This window comes from Massilimicrobiota sp. SW1139, assembly GCF_012027715.1.
Taxonomy (GTDB): domain Bacteria; phylum Bacillota_I; class Bacilli_A; order Erysipelotrichales; family Coprobacillaceae; genus Allocoprobacillus; species Allocoprobacillus merdigallinarum.
The window spans coordinates 1-14,071 of the sequence record NZ_SJOR01000033.1; the positions used below are offsets into that span (position 1 = coordinate 1).

Below are 14,071 nucleotides of genomic sequence, written 5' to 3' on the forward strand. Positions count from 1 at the left end.
ATAGAAGGAAAAATAATGTTAACATTCTGAAAATAATATAAAAATATAAGTAAAAAAATAAATATCATGTAAAAATCATATTTTTTTATTTTTGATAATTCCATTTCATCTTCCTCCTTTAACATAAAAATACAAAGTTATTTAGTATTTTCTTTTCGATTAATACAATATTTAATAAATTCATCATACGATTTAAATTTCTGCAATGAATCTTGTGTTTGAAAGACATTATAACTAAATTCATAATTATTTATTAACTCCATCTTTAATTTAAATTCTTTTATTAATTCCTCTTTTCTATCTTCAAATAAAAAGAAAAATTCATCAAACTCTTCTTTTCTAGGAACCTTATTGAAACTGGTAAAATATGAGTCAAATAAATCATATGCCTCATCAATTTGTTTTGCAATTCTCTTTTGATAATATTCTTCAATACTCATAATTTTTTTAGCAGGACTTCCTGCATATACTGAATCGCTTTCTACTATACCACTAACAGTTGAATTTGCTCCAATAATAACGTTGTTTCCTATATTTGATCCTTTTAATATTATAGTATTCATTCCTATAAATACATTGTTTCCAATATGAACGCTTCCTGCACTTCCTAATACACTGCCATATTTTCCTTTAGTAACTGCCCATCCATAGTCATGAGTTAGTATAACTACACCTCTAGTAATTTGAACATCATCACCTATTTCTATCATATATGATCTTGTAGTATCAACTAAAGAATGCTTTGAATCATAGAAAATAACTCTTTCACCTATTTTTGCACCTTTAGATTTTAAATATTTTATATATGTTTCTGAATCTTTTTTTTCTTTAAAAATTAAACTATTAGCGATATTTTTTAATAAATGTATCATTTAATCACAATCCTTTTCGTATTTTTATATATTCATTTCATTGTTTAAACTATATTGAGATAAAATAAGTATTTTACTCGAAAATCTAATTAAAAAATCAAATAGATTTATAATAAAAAATATAATAAATAATATACTTTTAACTTTATTAATAATATAAAAAACATCTGCTTAAAGTTAAGCTGAAAATAAGGATACGTATTAATTATTTTTTTCACATAATTGTTATTACACATATTTTTAATATTACTAATTGACTCAAAAAAAGTTTTTTCTGAAACCTTTATTTTTTCTTGTTTAATGCAACTACGTAAATATACAAAAAACATTTTTTTCATTCTTAATATACTTTCATCATTAAATTTATAATAATATAATCTTTGTTCTAAATATTCAAAAAATTTGATTGTTGAATTAAATCTATCTTTTTTATAGGAAGTAGTTAATGATGAAGGATTATAACGATAATTATAATTAATATTATTTAATAAAATGCACTTATTTGCATGAAGATAGTAATCTAAATCAAAAAGTAAGTCTTCAGAAATATATTCTCTTTCGGACAAAAATCTTAAATTATATTTATTTATTATTGATAATTTAAATAATGTATTGCAAACAGACATTCTAATTACATCATGTTTATTTGGTAAACTACCTAACATCTTAATAAAGATATCATTTGTTACCCCATTGTGATAATAAACAGCCATATTATATTGCTCAGTAAATAATATCTTTTTATCATCACTTACTTTTTTAAATCCTCCCAAACATACATCAGCATTACATTTTTTTATATTAGAAATTAAATCTAAAAGTAAATTTTCATCTACATAATCATCTGAATCAATAAACGTTATATAATCACCTTTTGCTCTTTCAATGCCAGTATTCCTAGCCATACCAAGCCCTTCGTTATTTTTATGAATAACTTGAATATTTGGAAAATTTAAAGCGTAAAAATCACATATATTCCCACTACTATCAGTTGAACCATCATCAACTAAAATAATTTCATAATTTGTATATACTTGTTTTAAAATACTCTCTATACATTCCTCTAGGTACTTTTCAACATTATAGACAGGTACAACTACACTAATCATATCCGTATTTAACATATTTTCTTGCATATATACTCCTTTATAAATTATTAATATATTTTGTTACATTAAATTTTGCTGAGTTTCCAAATGGTTCATATGATGTTGGTAAATATTGATAATTTCTTGGTCCTTTTATATATATAGTATCATTCGTATATTTGTTTGTCCCAAAAAAAACTTTATTTTTGTATGGTAATGCCTCAAAACGCCTTATTATATCCATATTACAATTATTTTGATCTGAAAATTTTATTATCATTTTATCTTTATTAATTCTTTTTTTTCTATTATTCCATTTTTTTAATGCCTCTGTTTGATTTGTATAATGGAGAAAATGAATTTCTATCATTTTTAATTCGTCTAGATAAATTATACCTATTGGATATTTACCAAAGTTATGAGTATTATTAAGAATATTATAATACTTTGACATTCCTGGTTCGATAAATGATAGGTTTGCTTCTAAACAATAATCTAGATTTTCTAAAAACAAAATATAATCATCAGCCATAAAATATAAACCTATGGTAGGTGTTTGATATGGTAGATTATAACTTTGATATATAAATCCACCCCAACAATTATTTGAAATAATAGTAAAATCTAAATTCTTTAATAATTTTTTTCTAAAAATTGATGTGTAGTGAATATATTTTCGACGCAATAAGATTCGAATTGTTTCAATACTAACCATAACAGTCCTCCAGCAATTATTTTTCAACTAATGATTTATATATTTTATATAACATTTCGGTATTTTTCTGAACATTATAGTCTTTTTCATTAAGTATTATCTGCGATGTATTAGATTGTGTAATTCTATTAACTTTAGATACAGAAAGTTGTTTTATTAGAGCAATCCATTTTTTATTTTCATCAATACTGCAATATTTTACAAGATTAGTAATATTAGTTTTTTTCGTAATTTTATCAGAAACTATACAATTAAGTCCATTAGCTTGAGCTTCAACTAATACCATTGGAAACCCTTCATATTTTGAAGGCAAAATAAATAGATCCATCACATTATAATATTCATATGCATTAGCTACATTTCCCAATAATTTAAAATACTTATTTAAATTTTTTTCATAAATTTTGCATTTAATATTATCAAAAAGTTCTCCATCACCAATCAGTAAAAAACAAAATTTATCATCTTCTTTTATTAATTGTTCGGCCACCGATATAATAAATTCATGATTTTTTGTTGGTAAAAATCCTGCAATATTCCCTATAATATATTGATTACTAGATAGACTTAATTCTTCTAATAATTTTAGTCTTTTATCATTATCAAATTTGTATTTATCACAATCTATCCCATTATTAATTATGGAAAAATTTTTATTACCAAACAACCACCTTCCTGCATCTTCGCTACATGCTAATGCACATGTATAAGAATAATTAAAAATAGGTGTTATCAAATTGTGAATTAATGTATGATCACATTTTGTATTATGAGAATGAGCAATTCTAACTTTAATATTTGCTAATTTTGCAACAAACAATTCTAAAGCAATAAGATGACTACTCCCATGAACATGTACAACATCATATTTCCCAAATTTCATTATCTTGTATAAATTAGTGCAATATTTAATAACATTCTTTTTTCTAGAAGAAAGTTTAAAATATTTGGAATGATGGGCATTAAATTCAGATTGATAATCCAAATCAATATCATTCGGTCCAACAAAATCCATAGAAACACATTTTTTATTTATATTTCTATAATAATTCATAATTACGGAAGTAATACCATTTTGTCTAAATCTTACAGTTGTAATAACTAAAACTTTCATTACTTCACCCCTTTTTTAAAAATCGTTTTATAATTATTTTCATTTTAGAAGGCACAATTTTTTTTATCATAAATTTGTATTTTTCTTTTTTCAAATCACAGGCTATGTCTGCAGCAACAAAATCAAACGATTTACCATACATATTTAATATTTTATTTCTTTTCGATGGTAGTATTGATGGTTGATTTAAATTATGGTTGAATTTGGAAACATTGTCTAATGTAGTTAAATATATATTAAAATTAAATTTATACTTTTCTAGAAAATCATTTCCTTGTTCATTATTGCAAATTATTAAAGAAATTCCTTTATCAATATCAATTTCTTTTTTATTTAACAACTGAAAATCCATTTTCTCTATTCCCCAATAATCTCCAATTGTTATATTTGCTGGTCTGTGATGTGAAGAGTATTTACATTTATAGCATGAATCTCTAAAAGTTAAACTTTTATTAAATAGATAATAGTACTCGCTTGTACCTGAATAGATAATCTTTTTTTTATTTTCAAATTTGATACTACCTTTAGTTCCCCATCCTTGAGTTTTATCTCTAAATTTTATTTCAGTAATTTTTCCATACTTTTTAGTTTCATAATTTAAATAATCTTTAAACATTTTATTATTTGGTACGCCATGACATACAATATCAATCGTATAGAGGTTATCATAATCTCTTTGAAGAAATCCATATAATCCATCAACTTGACAAGGTGTTCCAGAAAATAAAACTTTTTCTTTTTGTAAGAGTAGTTTTTTTATTTGCAAATATGCATCATTGATACTACTTTGAACATACTTCGATCCTTGCATTTTATATACATCTTCAATCTTATTAGAAACAATATGCACTACATTAAAATCACCATCATAGATAGAACCGGAAACATAACCACCATCTTTTATAAATTCTAGAGCTAATGTCGTAAATATACCTCCAGAAGTAGAATTCATAAGTATTTCCTGGTTTTTTGTTACTGCAGCATAAGCCATATGATCCTTGCTATAATTTGATCTTGATTGAAAATGACATACTTTTTCACATAAATGACATTCTATACATAAATTATGATTTATTTCAGGATAGATAAAACCATATTCATCTTCCTTCATAGATATAGCTTTTTTGGGGCAAATATTTTCACAAGCTCCGCAACCACAACAATTCTTTTTTTCGTTAAATAAAATTATCATAATTTACCTCTTAAATATTTTCCTTTAAAAAATTATACGTCTTTTCACGTTCAACAGCTAATTTTTCTTCAACATAATCATAATCAATTGATTCATATATACTATCAATTGAAGATAGCTCACTTACAGCACGATGCGATAAATTAAAAGTACTTAATAAATCAGTTAATTTCTCTTGATTTCCATAACTATTATTTTCACTTTTCCTTACAATTGTCAAAAAAGGCTTATGATTAATCAAAGAGAAAATTGTTCCATGGAAAGTATCAGTAATGATACAATCAGCATTTTTAAAATAGCCTAGTACGTCAAATGGAGAACAATCTTTAAAAACACCATTACAGTGTTGAATTCCACCAAGAAAAAGAATTTTTTTACCATTTTTTTTAGCAAAATTTTCAACAATTTTTGCTTCTTCCTTAGTCAGTCTACCAGAATAACCATAAAGTATAATGTATGGCTTATCAAGGTGTAAATTGGATGGAATTTTATTACATTTATGAATATAATCATACATAAGTACAGGATCTAAATTTTTATTTGGTGTTATATTTAATAAATTAATAATAATTTTTTTTGAATTTTCATCTCTTACAGAGATAGCATTAAATACACTTAAATATGATGTGATTTCTTCAATTTTATGGTAATGATTTAACTTTTCTAATGTCGTATTTCCAAAAGAAGCGGCATAACTTATTAATCTTTCAGCTTCACTATTTGCGCCAAAGAGATCTGGTGCAAAACCGACATTACTATTACTTTGGACACAATTAAAAACCTCATCACTACCAATTACTAAAGTATCTAACTTTGTGTTATAATTTGCTACAGTGGATATATCTAACATTGGAAGATATTTCTTCTTGTATGAGCGTTTATAATTTATAAAATTAATTTTATTAGATAAACTTGTATCAATTTCTAATGCCTCTAATACCTTAGAAGCTAATCGCTTGATCTTGTTACTTTCTTTTTTTTCTTCAACCAAACATTTTCCTGGGTGATAATCAACAAATTCTACTTTAGCTCCAAGTTCTTCTAAAATTGATTTTAATCCATAAGCTTGTAAAAATGATCCATAATTTATGATTCTTTGCATGGACATAATTCCAACTTTTTTTGTCATATATATCTCCTTTTAATCTATTTATTAATGAGCATACTTAATTTCTCATTAAATTCTTTATTGTGACTTAAACTAGAGGTATTCTTTTTTTCTATAGTAGCATTAAATTCAATAATAGTATTTTCTAAATCATCAATATCATATACCCCAATGATATTATTAAATCTTTCCTCAACTAATTTTACAAACTCAATCTGATGATCGTTTACATGTTCTTCAAACTGCAGCTGTCTAGGTACAACGATAGGAATTTTCTTTAACTCCAATGCTTTCATGAAGCTTGCTGGCCCGCCATGAGTAATAATAATATCTGCTTTTTCATACATCTCATTCATTTCATCATAAGCTAACAGTTTCTTTGTTTCACAATATTGTGGTTCGTACGTAGAAAAACCAGTTTGCATAATTACTTCTTCTTTAATAATTCCATCACGTTTTAGTTCATCTATCTTTTTGATCAGTCTGTTGAATTGCTGTTCATGTGTTCCTACAGTTACAAATATCATGATGCTACCTCCTAGAATATACTTCCAAAGTTCTTAGCTTTAGGATAAACCTTTAGCTGTTCTTCCCATTGGACAATAAATTCATCAACAATTGGATAAACCAGACGACCTGTTAATGTTGGTTTGTCCACTCTGTCAAATACTTCAATATAAATCAGTTTTTTACCCATTAGCTTTCCTAAGTAAAAGAAAGGGACAGCTACTGCTGCACCAGAAGAAATAAGAATATCTGGCTTTTCTTTTCGTAATACCTTCCATGCAACAAAAGTATTCTTGATTAAATTTTTAAAATTTCTATTGGTAGGATAATAACAAGAATACATTTTCTCATCTTTTAACATACTTCTTGCATCTTCTTTATCAAACGTCACCCAAAAACGATCATACTTTTCCCATGTTGGCTTTAACATATATAAATGAGTCAAATGTCCTCCACTAGAACCAACTAAACATATTTTCATTTTTAACATCCTTTCTTAAAATGAACATACTATATGAAATAGGATACATATTATAAAGCACCTTTTCCATAAATCACACTCTTAATTGTCTTATAGACAATAATAATATCTAAACCAATACTCCAGTTTTTATAATAATAATCATCGAGTTTACATCTATCAATAAACCCAACATCACTTCTACCATTAGCCTGCCACATTCCTGTAATACCTGGCTTACATTTAATAATAGAATGGTAATATATATCCATATCATCTTTTTCTCTTGGCAGATACGGTCTTGGACCAACCAAACTCATTTCTCCTTTAAGAACATTAATAAATTGTGGAAATTCATCTAGAGAAGTTTTTCTTAAAAAATGTCCAACTTCAGTAATGCGTGGATCATTGACTAATTTTTTATTGGTTAAATATTCCTCTCTAATAGCAGGGTCTTTCTCCATTAATTCATCTAATACCTTTTCGGCATTGGGTACCATAGAGCGATATTTATAAATATATATATCTTTTCCATTTTCACCAATTCTTTTTTGTTTAAAGAATATTGGCGCTGTATCTCCACTTTTCTTATTCTTTTTAGAAACATATATAGTTAATGGGATAAGTAACAAGCAACCACACAACCCTGCGCAAATATCAATAATACGTTTTAACACTTTACCAAAGATTCCTAATCTACCTCTTGATGTTGATATAAGTAATTCTCCATCAAAATCATCGATTCTAGAATTAAATGTCATTGTAAAGTTTAATTGAGGTAATATCTTAATATAACGCACTCTATCAAATAAATGTCTTGTTATGACATCTATTTCTTCTTTTGTAGCCTCAGGTAATGCAATAATAACCTGATCAACATGATTTTTTAATAAATCATTTAATTCATAATAATCATAAATAGAATATTTCATATCTTGTTTCAATTCACTATCGATTTGATTATCTGTAGATACGAATCCAATAACATTTGTTAAAGCAAATCTATTGTTATTGGCAATTTTACCAATACGATATGCTTCATCTCCCGTCCCAATAATCAAAGTTTTTCTTGATAATTTGTTTCTAAATAAAATACGAATCATTCTGTTTGCAAAAACAGCAAAAACAGACATAAAAAAACCTACTCCCACTATTTCTAAATAGAAATCTGTTTTTGGATATGCAAAAACAAAAGCAACTAGCACAAAATATATAAATGCCTTCAAATCGCTTCTAATTTCATCCCATACAAGAGTAGATCGTATTTTATAATGTTGACTTACAAGCATAATAATCATCCAAAGTAATCCTAACTGTAAATAAAAATCTGACGGTAAGTCTACAATGAAATAGAGAAGATAAAAAAATGCCATTTCAACACAAATTAATCCCATAGCAAATATGTTTTCCTTCATGTTATCCTCTCCCCTTTTACTAAATAACACCATAATTATAGCATTTTTCCCACTTATCTTCAACATCATATGCCATTCTGTTAAAATTGTCAACATAATTTACATAACTCTAACATTCATTTTCTCTTTATTCATCATATAAAATTGAAAAGTGAGGTTTTAACCTCACTTTCATTTTATAAAATATTTCTTAAATATCTCTTTAATGCATCTTGCCATGTAGGTAATCTATCAAAACCATGTTTATCAAGTTCTGATTTATTCATGCGACTATTTTTAGGTCTTGTTGCTTTAACTGGAAATGCTGCTGAATCCACTGGATTAACTTTAACATTCATTTGTGCTTGCTTAAATATTTCACAAGCAAATTCATACCAAGAACAAATTCCTTCATTTGTTGCATGATATGTTCCATATTCTTGTGTCTGAATCATATCTACACATAACTTTGCTAAATCATATGTATAGGTTGGTGATCCAATTTGATCATCAACAACACTGACTTCTCCTCTTTCTTTCCCTAGACGGAGCATTGTTTTAATAAAATTATGTCCATTCACTCCAAAAACCCATGAAATACGTATAATAAAGTGTTTCTTTAATTTTTCAACAATTAGTTCACCTTCGTATTTCGTTTGTCCATAGACATTTAGTGGTTTTCTTTCATCATATTCATTCCATGGTTGTTCACCTAAACCATCAAAAACATAATCAGTAGAAAAATACATCATTGGAATATCTAACTGTTGACAAACATCAGCAATATTTTTTGTTCCATCTTTATTGACTTTTCTACACATATCTACTTCATCTTCTGCTTTATCTACAGCTGTCCATGCCGCACAATGAATCACTGCATCAACTCGCGCATTGCAAATAACATCATGGACTTGTGAAGCATTTGTGATATCCATTTCATCAATATCAACACCAATAGCCTCAATATTTCTTGATTGACACTCATTAACAATATCGTAGCCTAATTGTCCTTTAACTCCTGTCACTAATACTTTCATTATTCTTCTACTCTACCTTTATCAACATACATTTTTTGGAAATAATTCTGATATTCTCCTGAAAGAATGTTTTGCCACCATTCCTTGTTATCAAGATACCATTGGATTGTCTGTTGGATTCCTGTATCAAAATTATATTTTGGTTTCCATCCTAATTCTGTTTCCAATTTTGTTGGATCAATGGCATATCTTAAATCATGTCCTTTTCTATCTTCTACATACTTGATTAATGATTCTGGTTTATCTAATGCTTTTAAGATTGTTTTAACAACCTGAAGGTTTGTTCTTTCATTATGTCCACCTACATTATAGACTTCTCCAACTCTTCCATTTCTAATGATTAAATCAATAGCAACACAATGATCATAAACATGTAACCAGTCTCTGACATTTTCTCCTGTTCCATAAACTGGTAATGATTCATCAGCTAACGCTCTTGAAATCATTAATGGAATAAGTTTTTCTGGAAAATGATATGGTCCATAGTTATTAGAACATCTGCTGATTGTCACTGGTAAACCATATGTTCTATGGTATGCCAATACAAATAAATCTGCAGCTGCTTTAGATGAACTATATGGACTAGATGTATGTAATGGTGTTTCTTCTGTAAAGAACAAGTCTGGTCTATCTAATGGCAAATCACCATAAACTTCATCAGTTGATACCTGATGATATCTTTTGATACCATATTGATTACATGCATCTAATAATGTTGTTGTTCCCATAACATTTGTTCTGACAAAACTTTCAGGATCTTCAATACTTCTATCAACATGTGATTCTGCTGCAAAGTTCACAACAATATCAAATTTTTCTTTTTCGAATAAATCAAAGATAAACTTTCTATCAGCAATATCACCTTTGACAAACTTATAATTAGGTTTTCCTTCAACTGGTTTACATGTTTCTAAGTTACCAGCATAAGTTAATAAATCTAAATTAACAATCATATCTTCAGGATATTTATTCACCATATAATGAACAAAGTTACCACCAATAAATCCTGCTCCACCTGTGACTAATATTTTCATTATTTTTCTTCTCCTTCATATACAAACTGATTATTTGATTCTTCTAAAGTTGGTCCTGTTTGATCTTTTTCACTTAATACAGGTTCAATACCATTTAATAATGTTCCCCAATCTACATGAGCAGTAGGATCATCATAACGCATACCACCTTCAGACTCTTTATTATAAACATTATCAACTTTATATCTAAATTCTACATTATCTGTTAACGTTAAAAATCCATGAGCAAATCCCTGTGGAATAAAGAACTGTCTATGATTTTCAGCACTTAATTCAACAGATACCCATTCACCATATGTAGGACTACCTTTTCTAATATCCACAGCAACGTCAATCACTTTTCCTTTTGTACAAGATACAAGTTTTGATTGTGCATAAGGAGGGTTTTGCCAATGTAATCCTCTTAATGTTCCTTTTTGTGCACTAAATGACATATTATCTTGTACAAAATCAACTGTGATTCCTAACTTTTCGTATTTTGGTTTAGAATATGTTTCTGTAAAATAACCTCTGTGATCACCAAAAACATCTGTTTCAATAATCAAAACTCCTGGTATTTTTGTTTCAATAACTTTCATTAATCAATATACTTCCCTTCTAATACATCTTTTAAATATTTTCCATACTGATTCTTTTTATAAAGTTCACATGCTTTTTCTAACTCTTCTTTTGAAATCCATCCATTTAGATAAGCAATTTCTTCTAGACATGCAATCTTTCTATGTGAATGTGTTTCTACAGTCTTTACAAAGTTTGTTGCATCTACTAATGATTCATGTGTTCCTGTATCTAACCATGTAAACCCTTGCCCTAATAAAGTGACTTCTAAATCACCATTTTCTAAATAAATTTTATTTAAATCTGTGATTTCCAACTCTCCTCTATCACTTGGTTTAATCTGTTTGGCATATTCTACAACTTTATTGTCATAGAAATATAAACCAGTAACAGCATAATTTGATTTTGGATGTTCTGGTTTTTCTTCAATAGAAATAGCTTTTCCATTTTCATCAAACTCAACAACACCAAATCTTTCAGGATCATCAACATAATAACCAAAAACAGTCGCTCCAGAAGTTTTAGCTGCTGCCTGTTTTAAGCGTTTTGTAAGTCCATGACCATGGAAAATGTTATCTCCTAAAATCATAGCACAGCTATCTCCATTAATAAATTCTTCGCCCAACAAAAATGCCTGAGCTAATCCATCAGGTGATGGTTGTACTTTATATTGTAATTCAATTCCAAATTGATGTCCATCTCCTAATAACTCCTGAAATCTTGGTGTATCATCAGGAGTAGAAATAATTAAAATTTCTTTAATCCCTGCATTCATCAAGATACTTAATGGATAATAAATCATTGGTTTGTCATAAATAGGTAATAATTGTTTACTTGTGACTTGTGTAAGAGGATAAAGTCTTGTCCCACTTCCTCCTGCCAAAATAATTCCTTTCATATTCATTTTCCTCCATTTTCTACAAACAAAATATAAACCATGACGTTACGTCATGGTCAATACCTATTTTTGACAAATAAACATGCCAGCATCTTTTGTAATATAGAAATGAGAATGTGATGATAATTTACGATCAAGGAATTTTTTAAAAGCCATATAATCTTTAGAAATATACTCACTTTGATTGCCATGACAAGATAAAATGTAATTAGCAATATCATCCATATTATGAACTTCTAAATGATCTTCATATTTTTTTTGTTTAACTTCAGTAAAATATTTCAATAGAATATTTTTACCATTATCTAATCCAAATACGTCATATAATTGTCTATTTGATAATACAATCTTAGGGTTATATTCTTTGACTAAATCTGTAATTTCTTTCATATGTTGACTACCATAAGTACTGCAATATAAATAACCTCCTGGTTTTAAAATTCTTTGAATCTCTTTCAATGCCTGATTTAAATCCTTCAAATAGAAAAAAACATGATTTGCTATCACTATATCAAACGATTCATCTGGATAAGGGATATTTAAACAATCAAAACATTGATAATTGATATCTGATATATTTTCAAGATTCTTTTTAGCATCATCAATCATACCTTGTGATATATCTGATAAAACAATATGTCCTTGTATCAACTCTTGATTATCTTTCCATAATTGACCATTCCCACAACCAATTTCTAAAACACAACTGTCTTCATGTAAGCAATAATAAGAAAACAACCAACGAAACCAAGATATTGGATTTATAGAATATTTATCATGTAACCTCATTCTAATATCTATATTTGTCGCATTACGATACTGCTCTACAAGTTCTTTTTCCATTTCATCCATTTGGATATTCTTCATAAACTCGGACCATTCTATTTTTTCATTATGAATGAGAGTATTTTGTGCTTCCTGTAAAAAAGATTGCATAGATTGCAATGTTTCTATTTTTTGTTGAATCAATTTCATTTGTAAGTCTAAGGACTGTTTCAAAGATAAATAACTATCATTGGCTGTCATTGCAAAAATATCATCTAAAGAAAATCCTAAATATTTTAAAGATAATATTTTTTGAAGTTTTTCAAAATCTTTATCAGTATATAAACGATACCCATTGGTATCAATTAATGATGGTTTTAACAATCCTTTTTTATCATAATAGCGAACTGTCCTTATAGATATACTGGCTTTTTTAGCAAATTCACCTGTTTTATAATAGTTCATTTTTCTCACATCCTCAGTATCATTTTTATTATATCACTATTAAAAGTTTTATCACAAGTATATTAGTTTCATCTATACAAGTGATGATGTCTAAGCCAAAGGAACTCTTATTGAAATATTCAATATATTTGATTACTATCCATTGATTGTTTATAATATATTTAAGTATAAGTAATGAGAGGATGATGAAAAATGTCAATAGGTAGTCAATTTAAAGGACTAGATATGGAAGAATTGATTGGTAAACCATCAAAGGCTAAAGATGACGCTAAAATATTGTTTGACCAAATGATAACAGAATACATTCAAGAAGTTGAATTTGAAAAACAAAAGGAAATCAGAAATGATCAATTTGATTATACAAAAGAAAATGAGAATCCTGATGAAACAATCATTAATAAAGATATAAACATCGATGCCCCATTGCGTACAATTGTTCCAATTCCTCATCTACAAATCGATCCAAATTATATTGAGTTTGATATGGAAATCAAAGAAAGTAAACCAGATGAGAATTCTTAATTATAATGTTTTCATTTGAATATATGAAATAAAAATTTCAAAGTGCTTGAGTTATCTTATAATCAATAAAAAAAACTCAATATCAGAATAGATAGTCTCTATAATAAAATTGGAGAGGAACTAAGATTCAACTTAATTCCTTCTCCAATTTTCATATACAAATGGTCATATATTATTGTCATCTCATATTTTAAATTCTCACATACAATCATTTCCATCAAACTCAAAACAATTCTGTATTTTAAATCATTAATATATAAAATCTATAACAAATAACTAACATAATTTCATCTATCATTATAAACATGAAAAAGAAGAGATAAAAGTATGGTAATTTAAATA

General features: G+C 27.2%; 15 protein-coding genes. 1 reads left to right on the forward strand and 14 read right to left on the reverse strand.

What is annotated here, in order from left to right; translation table 11 throughout:
• Positions 1–137 precede the first annotated feature (137 nt).
• The 14 genes from E0K96_RS11715 to E0K96_RS11780 all read right to left on the reverse strand — a co-directional run bounded on the left by E0K96_RS11715 (position 138) and on the right by E0K96_RS11780 (position 13,207).
• Positions 138–872, reverse strand: a complete 735-nt coding sequence (locus E0K96_RS11715; protein ID WP_168083352.1) for an acyltransferase — start codon at positions 870–872, stop codon at positions 138–140.
• A 107-nt stretch (positions 873–979) separates the two neighbouring features.
• Complete coding sequence (locus E0K96_RS11720; protein ID WP_168083354.1) at positions 980–2,008, reverse strand: glycosyltransferase family 2 protein; 1,029 nt, start codon at positions 2,006–2,008, stop codon at positions 980–982.
• A gap of 10 nt (positions 2,009–2,018) precedes the next feature.
• Positions 2,019–2,675 carry a DUF1919 domain-containing protein gene (locus tag E0K96_RS11725; protein WP_168083356.1) on the reverse strand — a complete coding sequence of 219 codons (657 nt, stop codon included), beginning with the start codon at positions 2,673–2,675 and terminating at the stop codon, positions 2,019–2,021.
• 16 nt (positions 2,676–2,691) lie between these two features.
• Positions 2,692–3,789, reverse strand: coding sequence for a glycosyltransferase (locus E0K96_RS11730; protein WP_168083358.1), 1,098 nt, complete (start codon positions 3,787–3,789; stop codon positions 2,692–2,694).
• A 4-nt stretch (positions 3,790–3,793) separates the two neighbouring features.
• A complete protein-coding gene (locus E0K96_RS11735; protein WP_168083360.1) occupies positions 3,794–4,981 on the reverse strand; it encodes a Coenzyme F420 hydrogenase/dehydrogenase, beta subunit C-terminal domain in 1,188 nt (395 codons plus the stop codon).
• A 10-nt stretch (positions 4,982–4,991) separates the two neighbouring features.
• Positions 4,992–6,110 carry a polysaccharide pyruvyl transferase family protein gene (locus tag E0K96_RS11740; RefSeq protein ID WP_168083362.1) on the reverse strand — a complete coding sequence of 373 codons (1,119 nt, stop codon included), beginning with the start codon at positions 6,108–6,110 and terminating at the stop codon, positions 4,992–4,994.
• Positions 6,111–6,127: 17 nt separating this feature from the next.
• Positions 6,128–6,616: a PssE/Cps14G family polysaccharide biosynthesis glycosyltransferase gene (pssE, locus tag E0K96_RS11745; RefSeq protein ID WP_168083364.1), complete on the reverse strand. Its 489-nt coding sequence runs from the start codon at positions 6,614–6,616 to the stop codon at positions 6,128–6,130.
• Between the two features lie 11 nt (positions 6,617–6,627).
• On the reverse strand, positions 6,628–7,077 hold the full coding sequence (pssD, locus tag E0K96_RS11750; RefSeq protein ID WP_168083366.1) for a PssD/Cps14F family polysaccharide biosynthesis glycosyltransferase: 450 nt from the start codon (positions 7,075–7,077) through the stop codon (positions 6,628–6,630).
• Positions 7,078–7,127: 50 nt separating this feature from the next.
• The gene (locus E0K96_RS11755; protein ID WP_240924518.1) at positions 7,128–8,471 is read right to left on the reverse strand and encodes a sugar transferase; all 1,344 of its coding nucleotides are present in this window, start codon (positions 8,469–8,471) and stop codon (positions 7,128–7,130) included.
• Between the two features lie 176 nt (positions 8,472–8,647).
• On the reverse strand, positions 8,648–9,487 hold the full coding sequence (rfbD, locus tag E0K96_RS11760) for a dTDP-4-dehydrorhamnose reductase (RefSeq protein WP_168083368.1): 840 nt from the start codon (positions 9,485–9,487) through the stop codon (positions 8,648–8,650).
• Entirely contained in the window at positions 9,487–10,521 is a 1,035-nt protein-coding gene (rfbB, locus tag E0K96_RS11765; RefSeq protein ID WP_168083370.1) for a dTDP-glucose 4,6-dehydratase, read from the reverse strand. The genes rfbD and rfbB overlap by 1 nt, the downstream gene beginning before the upstream one ends.
• Complete coding sequence (gene rfbC, locus E0K96_RS11770) at positions 10,521–11,099, reverse strand: dTDP-4-dehydrorhamnose 3,5-epimerase (RefSeq protein ID WP_168083372.1); 579 nt, start codon at positions 11,097–11,099, stop codon at positions 10,521–10,523. The genes rfbB and rfbC overlap by 1 nt, the downstream gene beginning before the upstream one ends.
• The gene (rfbA, locus tag E0K96_RS11775; RefSeq protein WP_168083374.1) at positions 11,099–11,977 is read right to left on the reverse strand and encodes a glucose-1-phosphate thymidylyltransferase RfbA; all 879 of its coding nucleotides are present in this window, start codon (positions 11,975–11,977) and stop codon (positions 11,099–11,101) included. The genes rfbC and rfbA overlap by 1 nt, the downstream gene beginning before the upstream one ends.
• Before the next feature lie 63 nt (positions 11,978–12,040).
• A complete protein-coding gene (locus tag E0K96_RS11780; protein ID WP_168083376.1) occupies positions 12,041–13,207 on the reverse strand; it encodes a MerR family transcriptional regulator in 1,167 nt (388 codons plus the stop codon).
• 192 nt (positions 13,208–13,399) lie between these two features.
• Here E0K96_RS11780 and E0K96_RS11785 point away from each other — a divergent pair, with 192 nt between their 5' ends.
• Positions 13,400–13,729, forward strand: coding sequence for a DUF2589 domain-containing protein (locus E0K96_RS11785; protein ID WP_168083378.1), 330 nt, complete (start codon positions 13,400–13,402; stop codon positions 13,727–13,729).
• Positions 13,730–14,071: the final 342 nt, after the last annotated feature.

Coding starts and splice junctions, on each gene's coding strand:
- E0K96_RS11715 (WP_168083352.1), bottom strand. CDS start 872: ATGATACATTTATTAAAAAATATCGCTAATAGTTTAATTTTTAAAGAA.
- E0K96_RS11720 (WP_168083354.1), bottom strand. CDS start 2,008: ATGCAAGAAAATATGTTAAATACGGATATGATTAGTGTAGTTGTACCT.
- E0K96_RS11725 (WP_168083356.1), bottom strand. CDS start 2,675: ATGGTTAGTATTGAAACAATTCGAATCTTATTGCGTCGAAAATATATT.
- E0K96_RS11730 (WP_168083358.1), bottom strand. CDS start 3,789: ATGAAAGTTTTAGTTATTACAACTGTAAGATTTAGACAAAATGGTATT.
- E0K96_RS11735 (WP_168083360.1), bottom strand. CDS start 4,981: ATGATAATTTTATTTAACGAAAAAAAGAATTGTTGTGGTTGCGGAGCT.
- E0K96_RS11740 (WP_168083362.1), bottom strand. CDS start 6,110: ATGACAAAAAAAGTTGGAATTATGTCCATGCAAAGAATCATAAATTAT.
- pssE (WP_168083364.1), bottom strand. CDS start 6,616: ATGATATTTGTAACTGTAGGAACACATGAACAGCAATTCAACAGACTG.
- pssD (WP_168083366.1), bottom strand. CDS start 7,077: ATGAAAATATGTTTAGTTGGTTCTAGTGGAGGACATTTGACTCATTTA.
- E0K96_RS11755 (WP_240924518.1), bottom strand. CDS start 8,471: ATGAAGGAAAACATATTTGCTATGGGATTAATTTGTGTTGAAATGGCA.
- rfbD (WP_168083368.1), bottom strand. CDS start 9,487: ATGAAAGTATTAGTGACAGGAGTTAAAGGACAATTAGGCTACGATATT.
- rfbB (WP_168083370.1), bottom strand. CDS start 10,521: ATGAAAATATTAGTCACAGGTGGAGCAGGATTTATTGGTGGTAACTTT.
- rfbC (WP_168083372.1), bottom strand. CDS start 11,099: ATGAAAGTTATTGAAACAAAAATACCAGGAGTTTTGATTATTGAAACA.
- rfbA (WP_168083374.1), bottom strand. CDS start 11,977: ATGAAAGGAATTATTTTGGCAGGAGGAAGTGGGACAAGACTTTATCCT.
- E0K96_RS11780 (WP_168083376.1), bottom strand. CDS start 13,207: ATGAACTATTATAAAACAGGTGAATTTGCTAAAAAAGCCAGTATATCT.
- E0K96_RS11785 (WP_168083378.1), top strand. CDS start 13,400: ATGTCAATAGGTAGTCAATTTAAAGGACTAGATATGGAAGAATTGATT.